This is a genomic window from Azospirillum oryzae, from assembly GCF_900177515.1.
GTDB classification, from domain to species: domain Bacteria; phylum Pseudomonadota; class Alphaproteobacteria; order Azospirillales; family Azospirillaceae; genus Azospirillum; species Azospirillum oryzae_A.
The window spans coordinates 41,971-58,371 of the sequence record NZ_FXAK01000002.1; the positions used below are offsets into that span (position 1 = coordinate 41,971).

The window sequence follows — 16,401 nt, forward strand, 5'->3', positions numbered from 1 at the left end:
GGAAACCGTCGTATCCGTGTGCTGGTGGTGGAGGACAGCCCGGTCATCCAGCAGCTGCTCAGCCACGTCATCGGCGCCGACCCGCGGCTGGAGGTCGCGGGCATCGCCTCCAGCGGCGAGCAGGCGCTGCGCATGATCGAGAAGAACGCCCCCGACGTGGTGTCGCTCGACATCCGCCTGCCGGGCATCGACGGCTTCGAGGTGACCAGCCGCATCATGCGGCAGACGCCGCTGCCGATCGTGGTGGTGGCGTCCGACGTGCGCGACCTCGACATCCCGATGCGGGCGCTGCAGGCCGGCGCGCTGGCGGTGGTGGAGAAGCCGGGCAGCATGGCGCGCGCCGACTACCAGACGGTGGCGCACCATCTCTGCACCCAGCTGGTCATCATGAGCCAGGTGAAGGTCATCCGCCACCGCATCACCGCGCGGGCCGCCCGCCCGCCCGGTGCGAACGGCGAAACCCCATCCCCGGACGGCGGCCTGCCCGAGGCGGCGGTGACGGCCGACGGCCGCATCCGCCGCTTCCGCGGGCTGGGTCTCGTCGCCTCCACCGGCGGGCCGGCGGCGCTGTCCAAGGTCCTGCGGGAGCTGCCGGCCGGCTTCCCGCTGCCGGTCTTCGTGGTCCAGCATATGGGCGCCCCCTTCATGGAGGGCTTCGCCAACTGGCTGGGCACCGTCTCGTCCCTGCCGGTGCAGCTGGGCGAGGCGGGGGCGAAGCCGCGCCCCGGCACGGTCTATGTCGCGCCGGGCGACCGGCACATGCTGGTGGACAACGGGGCCATCCGCCTGTCCGGCGACCCGATGGTGTGCGGCCAGCGACCGTCGGGAGAGGTGCTGTTCCAGTCGATGGCGCGCGCCTATGGCGCCTCCGGCATCGGCGTGCTGCTGACCGGCATGGGAGAGGACGGGGCGAGGGGATTGGTGGACATGCACCGGATGGGGGCCTACACCATAGCCGAACACGCCTCCACGGCGGTGATCCACAGCATGCCGGGCACCGCCGTGCGCCTGGGCGGCGCCGTGGAGGAACTGCCTCTCGACCGGGTGGCCGGACGGCTGCTGCAACTGACCTCCGACGATAAGATGGCGCCATGAACGGACTCCGCAGCCTGGTAGTCATGGGTTCCCAGACGCAGGGCCTTCTGCTGAAGCTCCTGCTGGAGGAGCGCGGCGTCGAGACCGTCTGTGTCGAAGGCGTCGAACCCGCCCTGGCCGAGATCGCCGGCACCGCGCAGGACCTGCTGATCGTCGAGGGCGAGCTTGCCGGCCCCTCCGGCCTTGCCGACCTGCGCGCGCGCAGCGACGCCGCCGTCATGGTGCTCGGCCGTGGTGAGGGCGAGCACGACCCCTCCGACCCCAAGGCGCTGGTGGAGGCGGCCTGCGCGCTGATGGAGCGGCGCAGCGCCCCGCCGACCGTGCCCGAGATCTTCCGCCGCGCCCGCATTCTGATCGTCGACGACAGCGCGACCTACCGCGAGTTCCTGCGCGCCGAGCTGGAGCAGGAGGGCTGCACCGTCACCGCCGCCCGCAACGCCGACGAGGCGGTGACTGCGCTCGCCGGCGGCGGGCTCGACTGCGTCATCCTCGACCTCGTGATGCCGGGCACCAGCGGCACCCAGCTCTGCGAACGATTCGACAGGTTCCGGCGCCAGCGCGGCCTGTTCTTCCAAATCGTCATCCTGACCAGCCAGGACGACGAGGAGCAGTTGATGATCAGTTTGAATGCCGGTGCCGACGATTTCGTTGGAAAGGCGCAGGAGATGGATGTCCTGAAGACCCGCCTGATGGCGCTTCTCCGTCGCAAATACTTTGTGGAGGATCATCTTATGCGGCGGCCGAAGCCTGCACCTTCCGCATAGGAAGGGAGTAGAGCCATCGTGTGATTTCGAAAGCCGGCTTGTCCGTTTATTCTCTGCGGACTTTCTGAAACTGTCCCACGGTCCGACCGGTGCCGGTGCCCAACACGATGGCGATCAGCCTCCAGCCGTTCCACGAGATCCCGATCCCCGCCCCGATCACCGGCGATACCGACGCGAGAGACCCCGACGCGATGCACCGATCTTCGGCCACCCCAATGTCCCCGACCGATCAGCGCTATCGCGAGTGTCTCGACAACGCGCGCCGGGTCTGCGCGGCCGGAACGGTGCCGACCATGCTGGTGATCGGCGGGCCGGAGATGGCCGCCGTCCGCTGCAACGAGGCGCTGGCCACCCTGCTGAACCATCCGCGCGCCGCCACCCGCGACGAAAGCGGCCCGACCCTGCTGCCCGGCGGCTGGGCGGCGGTGGCCGACGCGCTCCGCCCGCTCTACGGGGTGGAAGGCACCGGCGGTTCGGCCACGCCGCCCGACGGCGCCCCGCTGCAGTTGCCGACCGAACCGCCGCTGAGCCTGCGCGCCACGCCGCTGCTGGTCGACGGGCGCGTGGTGGGGGTGCTGGCGACGGCGACGATGGACGGCGCCATCGCGAAGCTGGAGGAGGCGATGCGGGCGGAGGTGGCGCGCACCACGGCGGCGCGCTCCCGCTTCCTGGCCTCGGCCAGCCATGACCTGCGCCAGCCCTTTCAGGCGATGCGCCTGTTCCTCGACGCCCTGACCACCCAGGTGGAGGGCAACGCGCGGGCGAGCCGCACCGCCGGCATGCTGGCCAACGCCATGACCGCAGGCGAGCAGCTGCTGAACGCCCTTCTCGACATCTCGACGCTGGACGCCGGCACGGTGGAGGCCGACCTGCAGCCGGTGTCGCTCGACGCGATGCTGCAATCGCTGGCCGAGGAATTCCGTCCCCAGGCGGAGGAGAAGGGCCTGCGCCTGCGCCTCCATCTGCCCTGCCAGGCCTTCACCCGCAGCGACCCGGTCCTGCTCGGCCGCATCGTCCGCAACCTACTGGCCAACGCCATCCGCTACACCCAGCGCGGCGGCATCCTGCTGGGCCTGCGCGAGCGCGACGGCCAGTGGCGGATCGAGGTGTGGGACACCGGCTTCGGCATCCCGCAGGACAAGCTGGACGTCATCTTCGACGAGTTCCACCAGCTGACCAACCCGGCCCGCGATCCGACGCGCGGCCTCGGCCTCGGCCTCGCCATCGTGCGGCGCCTGTCGGTGCTGCTGAGCGCGCCCATCGACGTGCGGTCGCGCTCCGGCCGCGGCTCGGTCTTCGCCGTCACCGTCGACCGGCTGGAGGGGGAGGGGGCGCTCGCCGACGCCCCGTCCGCGACGGCATCCTCCGACCACGGGGCGGCGGCCGTGCCCTTGGACGGCATGCGCATCCTGGTGGTCGACGACGACAGCATGGTCCTGTCCGGCCTGCTGCTGACCCTGGAAAGCTGGGGCTGCGCCTTCGTCTCCGCATCCAACATGCGCGAGGTGTTCGCCGCCGTCGATGGGTTGGAGGGTCCACCCGACGCCATCCTGACCGACCTGCGCCTGCCGGGAAAAGTTTCCGGCTTCGACGTGATCGACCGTGTGCGCAAGCTGTTCAAGGCCAACATCCCGGCGGTCGTCCTGACCGGCGAGACCGCGCCCGAATCCCTGCTGGAGGGCCAGCGCCGCGGCTGCGCCTTCCTGCACAAGCCCCTCCACCCCGGCGACCTGCGCCGCGTGCTGGAGGAGGTGCGGCGGGACGGGACGGCGGGCTGCTGAGCGTCCCCCTCAATCCCGCCCGTCAATCCCGCCCCTCAATCCCTGGGCGGGCTCTGCAGATACAGCACCAGCAACCGCACCAGGCTTTCCAGCGCGTTCGTGTGGATGCGCTCGTAGCCGTGCGAGGCGTCGATGCCGAAGCAGACCAGCGCCGTGCGGATGTCGTTGCCGGCCTCGATGGCCGACGCGCTGTCGCAGCGGTAATAGCGGAAGACGTCGCGCTGGTGCGGGATGTTCTGCGCCTTGCACAGCGTGATCAGCGAGTGGGTCAGCGCCATGTCGAACGGGCCGGTGCTGTCGGCCATGGCGATGGTGACGCCGTATTCGCTGCTGTTCTGGCCGGGGGCGGTGGTGCCGTTGTCGATGGTCACCATCTCCGCCACGTCCTGGTGCAGGATCGAGGACGCACCGGACCCGACCTCCTCGGAAATCGTGAACAGCAGGTGGCAATCGACCGGCAGCGCCGCCCCGGCATCGACCACCGCCTTCGCCGCGCCCAGCATCACCGCCACCCCCGCCTTGTCGTCGAGATGGCGCGAGACGATGAAGCCGTTCTCAAGGAATTCCGGCTGCGGGTCGATGGCGACGATGTCGCCGATGTTGAAGCCGTTCTCCTCCAGCTCCGCCCGGTTGCGGCAGGGGGCGTCGACACGCAGTTCCACCTGCTGCCAGGTGACCGGCTGGGTGTCGACCTCCTTGTTGAAGGTGTGGCCCGAGGCCTTCAGCGGCAGGATGGTGCCGCGCCACGGGCCCCGGTCGGTCAGCACGGTGCAGCGCGCCCCCTCGGCGAAGCGCGACGACCAGTGGCCGATCGGCACCAGCTCCATCCGGCCATTGTCCTTCAGCATCTTCACCTGGGCGCCCAGCGTGTCGACATGGGCGACCAGCGCCCGGTCGGGGCTGGCCCGCACGCCCTTCAGGTCGGCGCGGATGGCGCCGCGCCGCGTCAGCTCGTAATGGATGCCCATCCGCTCCAGCTCGGCGCAGCACAGCCGCACCACGTCGGTGGTGTATCCGGTCGGGCTGGGCGTGGTCAGCAGCCGGTAGAGGATGTCGGTGACATAGCCCATGTCGATGGGCAGCGGCACGGCCATGGTTGGATTTACCTCCTGCTGGCGGTGGGAGTTGTTGCGACGATTGCCCCCTCCCTAACCCTCCCCCTCTTCGAGGGAGAGGGGACTGCCGCCGCTCCTTTGCATCACTCCTGCAAGCGTCCTGCCCCCTCTCCCGCGATCGGACCGGCCTTTGGCCGGCCGAGAGCGGGGGAGGGATGGGGAGGGGGCACCCGACGCGACAACTCCCCTACAGCACCCCCCGCGTCTGGGGAAACAGCAGGTCGACGAAACGTTCCGCCGTCGGCTGCGGTTCGTGGTTGGCAAGGCCGGGCCGCTCGTTCGCCTCGATGAAGACGTAGCCCGGCCGGTCGGGCGATCCCACCAGCAGGTCGAACCCCACCACCGGAATGTCCAGCGCGCGGGCGGCCACCGTCGCCACCTCCACCAGTTCCGGGTGCAGGCTGTCGGTCACGTCGTGGATCGTCCCGCCGGTGTGCAGGTTCGCCGTCTTGCGCACCGGCAGCACCTCGCCGGCCGGCAGCACGTCGTCCAGACTCTTGCCGGCGGCGGCGAGGCAGCGGTCGGTCTCCGAATCCATCGGGATGTGGCTTTCCCCGCCGGTGGCGGCGGCGCGGCGGCGGCTCTGCGCCTCGATCAGCTCGCGCACGCTGTGGGTGCCGTCGCCGGTGACCTCGGCCGGGCGGCGCACCGCGGCGGCCACCACCTTCTTGTCGATGACGATGATCCGCAGATCCTGCCCCTCGCAGAACTGCTCCAGCAGCACCGTGTCGCAATGCTGGCGGGCCGAGGCTATGGCCTTTTCCATCGTCTCGGCGTCGCGCACGTCCACCGTGATGCCGCGCCCCTGCTCGCCGCGGGCAGGCTTGACCACGACGCGGCCGTGCGTCGCCAGGAAGGCGGCGTTCTCCTCCGCGCTCCCCGCCACCGCCTGGGCCGGCACGTTCAGCATGGCGCGTTCCAGCACGCGCCGGGTCACCGCCTTGTCGTCGCAGCGGCTCATGGCGACGGCGCTGGTCAGCTCGCTCAGCGATTCGCGGCAGACCACGCTGCGCCCGCCCCAGGTCAGGCAGAAATAGCCGGCCTCTGCATCGACCACATCGACGCCGATGCCGCGCCGCCGCGCCTCGTTGACGATGATGGTGGCATAGGGGTTCAACCGCTCGCCCGGCAGCGGGCCGGTGAACAGCCGTTCGTTGATCGGGTTCTTGGTCTTCAGCGCGAAGGCCGGGATCCGGCGGAAATTCAGCTTCTCATAGAGCGCGATGGCGTTCTCGTTGTCGTGCAGCACCGACAGGTCGAGGAAGGCCCGGCCGCGGGCCTGCACATGCTCCGCCACCGTGCGGACCAGCGTCTCGCCGATCCCCGGAAACGACGCCTGCGGATCGACCGCCAGGCACCACAGCGAACTGCCGTTCTCGGGATCGCCATAGGCATGGGCGTGATCGACCGCCGTCACCGAGCCGATCACCTCGCCGGTCGCGTCGTCGCAGGCGACGAAATGGGTCAGCACCCGGCTGTTGCGCGACGCCACCAGGAAGGAGGAGGAGACCGGGACCATCCGCCGCCGGGCATAGATGCGCTGCACCCCCTCGGCATCCTCGCGCGTGCGCAGCCGGCGGACGCTGTAGCCCTTCGGCCGCCGCCGCGACGGCCGGTAATCGGTCAGCCACAGGCGGAAGGTGTGGGACGGGTCGAGGAACAGCTCCTGCGGCGCGCGGGAGAGCGCGACATGCGGGTCCTGCAGATAGAACACGATGTCGCGGGTGCCCGGCGCTTCCTGCCGCAGCGTCTCGATCATGCGGTCGAGATCGTCGAAGGTGTGGGCGAAGATCAGCCGGCCCCATCCGCAATCCACCACCACGTCGGCGCGCGGCGCGTCGGCCTCGGTCTCTCCGGCCGGCGGACGGCCGGTATAGCGCCGGGTGTGGCGCAGGGTGGCGCTGGCGGCGCGTTCCAGCCGGTGCGGTTTGACGCGGGCGTAGCTCATTGGAATCCCCCTGATCGTCGGATGCGGCTCCTCGCATTGGCAACATCCGGGGACGCGGTTCGGTCCCGCGCTCGGACGTGCCGGCGGAGCGTTCTTCGTTTGTGATGGCCGTGAAGACGGCCGCTTACAGGCCCTGTTCCTGGAACCAGAATTCCAGCAGCGCCACCTGCCACAGCTTCGACCCGCGCAGCGGCGTGATGTGGCTTTCCGGATCGGCCAGCAGCCGGTCGAGATACTCGCGCCGGAACAGGCTGCGTTCCCGCGCCGCCGGTGCGTTCAGCACGTCCCGCACCCGCTCCAGGAAGGGACCGCGCAGGTATTTCAGCGCCGGCACCGGGAAATAGCCCTTGGGCCGGTCGATCACCGCCGCCGGCACCACGCGCCGCGCGGCTTCCTTCAGGACGTATTTGCCGCCGTCCGGCAGCTTCATCTCCGCCGGGATGCGGGCGGCCAGCTCGACCAGCTCATGGTCGAGGAAGGGCACGCGCGCTTCCAGTCCGGCGGCCATCGTCATGTTGTCGACGCGCTTCACCGGATCGTCCACCAGCATGACGGTGGTGTCGAGCCGCAGCGCCTTGTCCACCGGCCGGTCGGCGCCGGGCATGGCGAAGCGCTGCTCCAGCCAGCGGCGGGAATGGTCCTCGCCGACCAGACGCGGGTCCAGCGCCTCCGCCATCTCGGCCTGATCGCGGTCGAAGAAGACGCGGGCGTAATCGCCCACCGCGTCCCGGCTTTCCAGCAGCGGCGGATACCAGTGATAGCCGCCGAACACCTCGTCGGCGCCCTGGCCCGACTGCACCACCTTCACCTGCTTCGCCACCTCCTGCGACAGCAGGAAGAATCCGATGTTGTCGTGGCTGACCATCGGCTCCGACATCGCGCGGACGCAGTCGGTCAGCTCCGGCAGCGCGCGGGCGCTGTCGACGAAGATGCGGTGGTGGTCGGTGCCGAAATGCTTGGCGACGATGTCCGAATACTGGAACTCGTCGCCGCGCTCGTCGCCCACCGTCTCGAAGCCGATGGAGAAGGTCTTCAGCCCGCTCTGCCCGTTCTCGGCCAGCAGCGCGGTGATCAGCGAACTGTCCAGCCCGCCCGACAGCAGCACGCCCACCGGCACGTCGGCGACCAGCCGGCGGCGCACCGCGCGGGTCAGCGTCTCCAGCACCAGTTCGCGCCAGTCGGCGAAGTCGCGCCCTTCGTCGCCGGACTGCGGCCCGAAGGTCAGCGACCAGTAGGTGTTCTCGCGCCGGGTGCCGTCCGGCTCCAGGATCATGACCGTGGCCGGCGGCAGTTTCCGCACGCCCTTCAGGATGGTGTAGGGCGCCGGGACGACGGCGTGGAAGCTCATGTAGTGGTGCAGCGCCACCGGATCGACGTCGGTGTCGATGCCGCCCGACGCCACCAGCGCCGGCAGCGAGGAGGCGAAGCGCAGGCCGCCGGGAATGTCCGCCAGATACAGCGGCTTGATGCCCAGCCGGTCGCGGCCCAGCACCACCCGGCCGCTGTCGCGCTCATGGATGGCGAAGGCGAACATGCCGTTCAGGCGCTTGACGAAATCAGGCCCCCAGGCGTGATAGGCCTTGATCAGGACCTCGGTGTCGCCCTCCGAGAAGAAGCGGTAGCCGAGCCCGACCAGTTCCTCGCGCAGATCCCGGTGATTGTAGATACAGCCGTTGAAGACGATGGCGAGCCCCAGGGCCGCATCCACCATCGGCTGCTGCGATGCCTCGCTGAGATCGATGATCTTCAGCCGGCGGTGCCCGAAGGCGACGCGCCCATGGGCGAACAGGCCGTGGCCGTCCGGCCCGCGCGGCGCCAGCCTGTCGCACATGGCCTGGACCGCCACCGTGCTGGCCGCCTCGCCGGCCTTGAAACGAATTTCACCACTCAGTCCGCACATCGGCTGTCGAGCCTCCTCGTTGGTTCAGGACGAAGGGGCGCTCGACCCGCAAGAAGGGCCAAACACCGGGGGCGCCGGCTGCGGAATGCGGCCGCCACCCGTTGCGAGCGATCGATGATGCTCCGATCCGGAAAATCGTTTCCGGCACCCGCGCGCCATAACGCCGCGCACCGCCCGAGGTTCCATGAAGAAGCCCGCCGGACAAAACCGCTCGCAGCCGGCCTCTTGTGGGCCGGAGCCGAAAAGATAGGGATTACAGCCGGCGATTGCCAGCAACCGAAGGTCGCAAACGTCCGGTTACAGCCCGAAAAAGCCCCGCAGACGTGCCAGCAGCGCCTGCGATTCCGCCGGCGGCGGCGGGGTGGCGCCCTGCTGGCGCTTGGACTGGCTGACGTTGCGGGTCTGGCGTTCGGCCATCAGTTCCGCCAGCCGTTCCGCCAGTTCCGGACGGCGCCGCAGCACCGGGTCGAGATGGCCGCGGGCCAGCTCGAACACCACGGCGTCGGTGCAGGCGACGACCGAGGCGCTGCGCGGCTGCCCGGTCAGCAGCGACATTTCGCCGAACAGGTCGCCCGGCCGCAGCCGCGTCAGATGCACCACGCCGGAGCGCTGACCGTCCTCCGCGTCGGCGGCGCTGCTGGCGGCGACCTGGACGTCGAACACCCCCTCGGCGATGACGAACAGCGATTCGCCGGCATCGCCCTGGCGGACGGCGGCGGTGCCGGCGGGGATGTGGAGTTGCCGCATCGCCTGGGCCAGCGCGTCGACCTCCTTGTCGTCGAAGGCGTCGAACAGTTCCAACTGGCGCAGCAGACCGCGCCGCAGCGTGCCGCTGTCGGGCGGCCCCGGCTGGCGGCGGCGGACCTCCTGCTTGGGGCGGGCCGGCTCGATCCCGGCGCGGGCGAGGTTGGACAGCACCGCCGTCAGAACGGCGTCGCGCACCAGCGACACCCGGCCGCCGTCGTCGGTCCAGAAGCGCGCCAGATACGACACGCCGTTGGGCGTCACCGCCTCGACGATCACGTCCGGCCGCGGCGTGGGCAGCACGCCGTCGGCGCAGAGCATCGCCGACAGCAGGATGCGCTTGGCGCGCTCCACCGGCACCTCCTGGTCCAGCAGGATCGGGACCGAGGCGCGGAAGGCCGGGTTGGGACGGCTGTAATTGACGAAACGGCTGCCGGCGACGATGCCGTTCGGCACGACGATGGCGGTGCCGTCGCTGGCGATCAGCCGGGTGGCGCGCCAGTTGATCTCGTCCACCCGCCCCGCCACGCCGGGCGACAGCTCCAGCCAGTCGCCCAGCCGGTAGGGATGTTCGATGTTCAGGGCGATGCCGGCGAAGATGTCGGCGATCATGTTGCGCAACGCGAAGCCCAGCACGGCGATGGCGACGCCCGAGGTCGCCAGCAGCCCCGTCACCGGCTGTTCCAGCACGAAGGCCAGGATCGCCAGCACCGCGACGCCATAGACGAAGAAGCGCAGCAGGTCGGCCAGCAGCCGGGGGATGCGCGGCGGCCGGCCGCCGTTGCCCGCCGCCAGCATGTCGATCACCCGCGCCCCGCCCCAGGCGGCGACCAGCCACGCGGCCGACGCGACCACGATGTCGAAGCCGCCGCTCAGCGGCAGCCCGACGTAGGGTTCCAGGTGGCCGTGCAGCCAGGGCTTGGCGGCGACCAGCGCGGCCAGAAGGGCCAGGACCAGGGCAGGGGCGGACAGACGCCGCAAGGCGTTCATCGACGGGCTTCTCCTCGGCCGCCGGCCATCCACGGCCGGGCGAGGGGCGACGATGGCACGAGCACGCGCCCTCCCGTCAAGGGCTCAATTGAATCAGATGCTTGACGGTTCAGACGCCCGCCGGACCCTGTAGCGCCCACGGGTATCCCATCACGAAGCCGCCGATCACCGGATCGGTTCCCGCGACCATGCCGGCGAAGGCATAGGCACGGCACAGCACCGCCAGCGCGGTGTCGGGATCGCCGCTCCTGCGCCGGAAGGCGTCGCCGTCGCGCAGGTCGGCGAACTCGCCCTCCCAGAAGGACGGATCGTCGAGCGGCCCGAAATTCATCGCCCAGAAGCCGAAGGATCGGCCCGTCCGCTCCCAGCGGCCCAGCACCGCCATGTTGCAGTGCCTCTCGTCCTGCGAGATGCGGTCGAAGAGCCCGTTCACAGCGTCCGGTTCGCCCTCCAGCACCTGAAGAAACGTGCCCTCATGTTCGATGAGGAAGCCGGTGATGCCCAGACGCCGGTTCTTTGCGGAACTTCGTACGCAAATGTCCGCCAGTGCCGAAAAAGGCAGCAAAGAGACCGCATCACTTCGATAGAGCAGGGTCAGCATGGCGCTCCTCCCATTTTTACTTATGAAAATGGCGAGGAAACCGGCGCGTGGTAACCCTTTCTTTCGTAGAACCGGTGTCGCAGCCGCTGGTCATATCCCAAACCGGGTGGTCCTTAACGGCAGGTGCTGAATGCGCCCATATCAAGGTGGAAGTGGTTCCGGTGCGCCTCGTTGTAGTCCGGCCCCAGCACCACGTCGAAAAACCGGCAGGCGCCGTCGCGCACATCGCGCAGGAAGGCCGCCTTCCGGCCGTCGCCCCCGCTGCCGCCTTTGGCGTCCCAGTCGCCCAGCACGCCCACCCGCGTCCCATCGGCCAGCACGAAGGCGGCGAGGTCGATGGCGTTGGCGGTCGCGTGCTCGCTGCGCCGCCCCGACGTCCGGCCATAGACGTTGCGGCAGGCATAGGTGCCGAGATGCTCGACCCTGGCCACCGTCTGCCCGAAATGCCGCTCCGCCGCCGGCTGCAGGGCGTTCGCCTCGAACAGGGTCCAGGCGGCGGCCAGCCCGCAGGTGGCGATGAAGCCGCTGCTGAACGCCACATCCGACCGCGCCACCCGCACCACGCCGCGCAGCGCGCAATTCTCATCGGAATCGCGGTCGGGCAGGGCGGTGAAGCGCAGCCCCGTCTCGCCCAGCGCCGCGCGGCATTGCTCCGGCTCGCGCTCCAGCCGCGACAGCTTGAACCCGGTCAGCCAATCCGGCTCCGCCCGCAGATCGAGCCGCGCCCATGGATCATAGCGCGCCGGCACCACGATCAGCCCGCCCCACACCCCCGCCGCCGCACCGGCCAGCGCCAGCAGGACCAGCAGCGCCAGCCATCGCAACAGCCTCGCCATCGCCGACCGCCGTCAGCGGTCGAGCAGCCCGTGCCGCCGGTGCCAGTCCTCCAGCGATTCCTCCGGATAGCGGGCGAAATGCACCTCGTTCGGCCCGCTCGGCACCTCGACCCACGGCGCCTTGAAGTCCAGCATGATGTGGACCCGTTCCGGCGGCGTCGGCAGCGGCGTGTCGATGGCCGAGGCGAAGGGATGGACCAGTTCCGGCCAGGCCGGGTCCTCCGCCCACAGCGCCGTGCCGCACTGCTTGCAGAAATGCCGGTGCGACGGACCGAGGTGGGTCTGCCCCGGATGGTCGGGGTCCTCCATCGGCGCCCGCCACATCGCGACATTCTCGCGCCCCTCGACCTCCAGCGTGTCGGCGTCGCCGCCCAGATTGATGGCGTATCCGCCGCCGCCGGCGCTCTTGCGGCAGATCGTGCAGTAGCAGCGCATGTAGGGCACCGGCGTCGGCGAGCTCAGCGTGAAGCGGACTGCGCCGCAGCGGCAGGAACCGGAAAGCTTCATGGCACGGGTCTCCGCAATTGATGCCCACTCCCGCACCAGATGGGACCGCCGCCGCCGTTTGACAGCGCCCCATCGACGGAACGCAGCGGAAAGGCGGCTGTTGACCCCCGGTAGCCATTCCCGGAACCCACCTGCCAGCAGTCGGAGCGGTCATGTCCCAGCCAACAGGTCCAGCGTCCCAGGGCCACGCCCACAAACAGCCGGCGCCTCCCCCCGACCTGATGGACGTCACCCTGACCATCAACGGCAGCCGCAAGACCCTGCGCGTCGCCCCCTGGACCAGCCTGCTCGACGCGCTGCGCCTGCATCTCGACATGACCGGGACCAAGAAGGGCTGCGACCATGGCCAGTGCGGCGCCTGCACCGTTCTGGTGGACGGCCGCCGCATCAACTCCTGCCTGACCCTGGCGGTGATGGCGGAGGGGCGGACGGTGACCACCATCGAGGGTCTGGCCAGCGGCGACGCGCTCCACCCGTTGCAGGAGGCCTTCGTCGAGCATGACGCCTTCCAGTGCGGCTACTGCACGCCCGGCCAGATCTGTTCCGCCGTCGGCATGCTGGAGGAGGGCCACGCCAGGACCGACGACGACATCCGCGAACTGATGAGCGGCAACCTGTGCCGCTGCGGCGCCTATCCCAACATCGTCGCCGCGATCCGCCAGGTCATGGATTCGCAAGCGCAAAAGGACGGAGGCAAGCCATGAGGGCCTTCTCCTACGACCGTCCCGACAGCGTCGATGCCGCGCTCCGCGGCGTCGCGAACCAGCCCGGCACGACGACCGAAGCGGCGGTGAAGTTCGTCGCCGGCGGCACCAACCTGCTCGACCTGATGAAGGCCGACGTGATGCGGCCGGACCGTCTGGTCGACATCTCCCGCCTGAACCTCGACAAGATCGAAGAGGTTGACGGCGGCGGCCTGCGCCTAGGCGCGCTCGCCCGCAACTCCGACACCGCCTATGACGCGCGGGTGCAGGCGCGCTATCCGATGCTGTCCAAGGCGATCCTGGCCGGCGCCTCGGCGCAGTTGCGCAATATGGCGACCAACGGCGGCAACCTGCTGCAACGCACGCGCTGCTATTACTTCTACGACACCGGCACCCCCTGCAACAAACGGGAGCCGGGGACCGGCTGCGGCGCGCTGACCGGCGTCAACCGCATCCACGCCATCCTCGGCGCCAGCGACCACTGCATCGCCGTCCACCCGTCGGACATGTGCGTCGCGCTCGCCGCGCTGGAAGCCATCGTCCGCGTCACCGGCCCCAAGGGCGAGCGGACCATTCCCTTCGCCGACTTCCACCGCCTGCCCGGCGACACCCCGCACATCGACAGCACGCTCGCCGCCGACGAACTCATCACCGCCATCGACCTGCCGGCTAAGGGCTTCGCCGAACACTCGACCTACCTGAAGGTCCGCGACCGCGCCTCCTACGCTTTCGCGCTGGTGTCGGTGGCCGCCGCCCTGGAACTGGATGGCCAGACGATCCGCACCGCCCGCCTCGCGCTCGGCGGCGTCGCCCACAAGCCCTGGCGCGACCCGGCGGCCGAGGCCGAACTGGCCGGCAAGCCCGCCTCGCTGGAGAATTTCCGCGAGGCCTCGCGCGTCCTGCTGCGCGACGCCAAGGGCCAGTCCCACAACGCCTTCAAGATCGGACTTGCCGAGCGCGCCATCGTCCGGGCGCTGGCCGAAGCCGCCGGAGTGGAGCACCCATGATCGCCAAACCGACCATCCCCGATCCGCTGGAGCGTTCCAATCCCCGCCCCGGTGCCCAGATCGGCAAGCCCGTCAGCCGCGTCGACGGCCGGTTGAAGGTGACCGGCGGCGCCAAATACGCGGCGGAGTTCAACACCCCCGGCCTCGCCCACGGCTACATCGTCTCCAGCGCCATCGCCCGCGGCCGCATCCTCGCCATCGACACGTCGAAGGCACTGGCCCTTCCCGGCGTGTTCCAGGTCTTCACCCACCAGAACCGGCCGAGCCTGCCCTGGTTCGACCGCAAGTGGAAGGACGACGACGCGCCGAAGGGCTCGCCCTTCCGCCCGCTCTACGACGCGACGATCCACCACGCGCTCCAGCCCATCGCGCTGGTGGTGGCGGAGAGCTTCGAGCTGGCGCGCTACGCCGCCCGCCTGATCCATGTGACCTACGAGGCCGACGAGCACCAGACCGACCTCCATGCGGCAAGCGCCGACGCCTTCACCCCCGGCAAGGACAAGGGCGGCTTTCAGCCCCCGCCCAAGCCGCGCGGCGACGCCGACAAGGCGCTGGCCGAGGCGGAGGTCAGCGTCGACCTCGATTTCACCCAGGCGGTCGAGCATCACAACCCGATGGAGATGCACGCCTCCACCGTCATCTACCACAATGACGGCACCCTGACCGTCCATGACAAGACGCAGGGGCCGATCAACACCCAGACCTATGTCTGCAACGTCTTCGACCTGTCGAAGGACGCGGTGCGGGTGATCTCCCCCTTCGTCGGCGGCGCCTTCGGCTCCGGCCTGCGTCCGCAGCACCAGCTGTTCATGGCGGTGCTGGCGGCGACCACGCTGAAGCGCTCCGTCCGGGTCGAGCTGTCGCGCCCGCAGATGTTCAGCTTCGGCCACCGGCCCGAAGCCCTCCAGCGCGTGGCCCTGGGCGCAAAGAAGGACGGCACCCTCACCGCCGTCATCCACGAGGCGGTGCAGGAGACCTCGCAGACCGAGAATTACGTCGAGGTCGTCGTCAACTGGTCGGGCCAGCAATACAAGTGCGACAATGTCCGGCTCGACTACAAGCTGGCCCGCATGGACACCCACACCCCGCTCGACCAGCGCGCCCCCGGCGCCGCCACCGGCGTCCCGGCGCTGGAAATCGCCATGGACGCGCTGGCGGCCAAGCTGGGCATGGACCCGCTGGAACTGCGGCTGAAGAACTACACCGAGGTCGATCCCAACACCGGCAAGCCCTTCTCCAGCAAGGAGCTGCGGGCCTGTTTCCAACAGGGGGCCGAACGCTTCGGCTGGCACAAGCGCAGCCATGCCCCGCGCTCGATGCGCGAGGGGCGGCAGCTGATCGGCTGGGGCATGGCGACCGGCGTGTGGGACGCAATGCAGGGGCAGGCGGTGGCGTCGGCCCGGCTCGGCATCGACGGCACGCTGACGGTGGGCAGCGCCACCGCCGACATCGGCCCCGGCACCTACACGGCGATGACCCAGATCGCCGCCGACATCCTCGGCCTGCCCATCGACAGGGTGTCCTTCCAGCTCGGCGACACCAACCTGCCGATGGCGCCGCTGCAGGGCGGCTCCTGGACGGTGTCGTCGGTCGGCTCGGCGGTGAAGGCGGTCTGCGACCGTCTGCGCGACAAGCTGGCCGGCCTCGCGGTCGGGCTGAACGACGGGCCGCTGAAGGGGTTGAAGGCCGACGACCTGCACTTCGCCGACGGCTGCCTGATTGCCAAGTCCGACCCGTCCTGGCGCCTGTCGATCACCGAGGTGATGCGCGCCAACGACCTGCTGGTGCTGGAGGACGAGGCGCGCTCGATCCCCTATTACAAGTCGCAGATGCAGCACGCGCTCGGCACCCACTCCGCCATCTTCGCGGAGGTGCGGGTGGACGAGGATCTCGGCACCGTGCAGGTGACCCGCGTGGTCAGCGCGGTGGCCGCCGGCCGCATCATCAACCCCAAGACGGCGCGCAGCCAGGTTCTGGGCGCGGTGGTGTGGGGCATCGGCATGGCGCTGGAGGAGGAGACGATGACCGACCAGCGCCTGGGCCGCTTCATGAACCACGACTTCGGCGAGTACCACATCCCGGTGAACGCCGACGTCCACGACATCGACGTCATCTTCGTCGAGGAGCATGACGATATCGTCAACCCGCTGGGCGCCAAGGGCGTCGGCGAGATCGGCATCGTCGGCGTTCCCGCCGCCATCGCCAACGCGATTTACCACGCGACCGGCAAACGCCTCTGCGACCTGCCGATCACCGTGGATAAGATTTTGGGGGCGTGAGCAGCCCAAACTCCCTCTCCCGTCCCGGGAGAGGGAAGGGGCCCAAGCCTGGCTTGGGAAGGGTGAGGGGCAATCCAAGAATTCAGAACCGCAGCGTTCCTTGCCTCACCCCTCACCCTCCCGCCTTCGG

At 69.7% G+C, this 16,401-nt stretch carries 13 protein-coding genes; 6 read left to right on the top strand and 7 right to left on the bottom strand.

Going from position 1 to position 16,401, the window contains the following annotated elements; translation table 11 throughout:
* Positions 1–18 precede the first annotated feature (18 nt).
* The 3 genes from B9N97_RS03405 (at position 19) to B9N97_RS03415 (ending at position 3,640) form a co-directional block, all read left to right on the top strand.
* Positions 19–1,095, top strand: coding sequence for a chemotaxis protein CheB (locus B9N97_RS03405; RefSeq protein WP_208621140.1), 1,077 nt, complete (start codon positions 19–21; stop codon positions 1,093–1,095).
* Between the two features lie 23 nt (positions 1,096–1,118).
* Positions 1,119–1,859: a response regulator transcription factor gene (locus tag B9N97_RS03410; RefSeq protein ID WP_244560536.1), complete on the top strand. Its 741-nt coding sequence runs from the start codon at positions 1,119–1,121 to the stop codon at positions 1,857–1,859.
* 107 nt (positions 1,860–1,966) lie between these two features.
* On the top strand, positions 1,967–3,640 hold the full coding sequence (locus B9N97_RS03415; protein WP_085084626.1) for an ATP-binding response regulator: 1,674 nt from the start codon (positions 1,967–1,969) through the stop codon (positions 3,638–3,640).
* Between the two features lie 35 nt (positions 3,641–3,675).
* On the opposite strand, the gene B9N97_RS03420 is transcribed toward B9N97_RS03415, so the two are convergent.
* The 7 genes from B9N97_RS03420 to B9N97_RS03450 all read right to left on the bottom strand — a co-directional run bounded on the left by B9N97_RS03420 (position 3,676) and on the right by B9N97_RS03450 (position 12,281).
* Complete coding sequence (locus tag B9N97_RS03420) at positions 3,676–4,734, bottom strand: osmoprotectant NAGGN system M42 family peptidase (RefSeq protein ID WP_208621141.1); 1,059 nt, start codon at positions 4,732–4,734, stop codon at positions 3,676–3,678.
* A gap of 208 nt (positions 4,735–4,942) precedes the next feature.
* On the bottom strand, positions 4,943–6,703 hold the full coding sequence (gene ngg / locus B9N97_RS03425; protein ID WP_085083417.1) for an N-acetylglutaminylglutamine synthetase: 1,761 nt from the start codon (positions 6,701–6,703) through the stop codon (positions 4,943–4,945).
* 124 nt (positions 6,704–6,827) lie between these two features.
* Positions 6,828–8,603: an N-acetylglutaminylglutamine amidotransferase gene (locus tag B9N97_RS03430; RefSeq protein ID WP_085083419.1), complete on the bottom strand. Its 1,776-nt coding sequence runs from the start codon at positions 8,601–8,603 to the stop codon at positions 6,828–6,830.
* Positions 8,604–8,900: 297 nt separating this feature from the next.
* Positions 8,901–10,337: a mechanosensitive ion channel family protein gene (locus B9N97_RS03435; RefSeq protein WP_085083421.1), complete on the bottom strand. Its 1,437-nt coding sequence runs from the start codon at positions 10,335–10,337 to the stop codon at positions 8,901–8,903.
* Between the two features lie 109 nt (positions 10,338–10,446).
* Complete coding sequence (locus tag B9N97_RS03440) at positions 10,447–10,938, bottom strand: BLUF domain-containing protein (protein ID WP_085083423.1); 492 nt, start codon at positions 10,936–10,938, stop codon at positions 10,447–10,449.
* Positions 10,939–11,051: 113 nt separating this feature from the next.
* Entirely contained in the window at positions 11,052–11,774 is a 723-nt protein-coding gene (locus B9N97_RS03445; RefSeq protein ID WP_085083425.1) for an extensin-like domain-containing protein, read from the bottom strand.
* A gap of 12 nt (positions 11,775–11,786) precedes the next feature.
* Positions 11,787–12,281, bottom strand: a complete 495-nt coding sequence (locus B9N97_RS03450) for a GFA family protein (RefSeq protein WP_085083427.1) — start codon at positions 12,279–12,281, stop codon at positions 11,787–11,789.
* A gap of 152 nt (positions 12,282–12,433) precedes the next feature.
* On the opposite strand from B9N97_RS03450, the gene B9N97_RS03455 reads away from it, so the two are divergent.
* From B9N97_RS03455 to B9N97_RS03465, 3 genes are read left to right on the top strand one after another with little or no spacing between them, the layout of a single operon-like run.
* Positions 12,434–12,985: a (2Fe-2S)-binding protein gene (locus B9N97_RS03455; RefSeq protein ID WP_085083429.1), complete on the top strand. Its 552-nt coding sequence runs from the start codon at positions 12,434–12,436 to the stop codon at positions 12,983–12,985.
* A complete protein-coding gene (locus B9N97_RS03460; RefSeq protein WP_085083431.1) occupies positions 12,982–13,992 on the top strand; it encodes an FAD binding domain-containing protein in 1,011 nt (336 codons plus the stop codon). Before B9N97_RS03455 ends, B9N97_RS03460 begins: the two co-directional genes overlap by 4 nt.
* Positions 13,989–16,271: a xanthine dehydrogenase family protein molybdopterin-binding subunit gene (locus B9N97_RS03465; RefSeq protein ID WP_208621142.1), complete on the top strand. Its 2,283-nt coding sequence runs from the start codon at positions 13,989–13,991 to the stop codon at positions 16,269–16,271. Before B9N97_RS03460 ends, B9N97_RS03465 begins: the two co-directional genes overlap by 4 nt.
* The last annotated feature ends 130 nt before the right edge of the window (positions 16,272–16,401 follow it).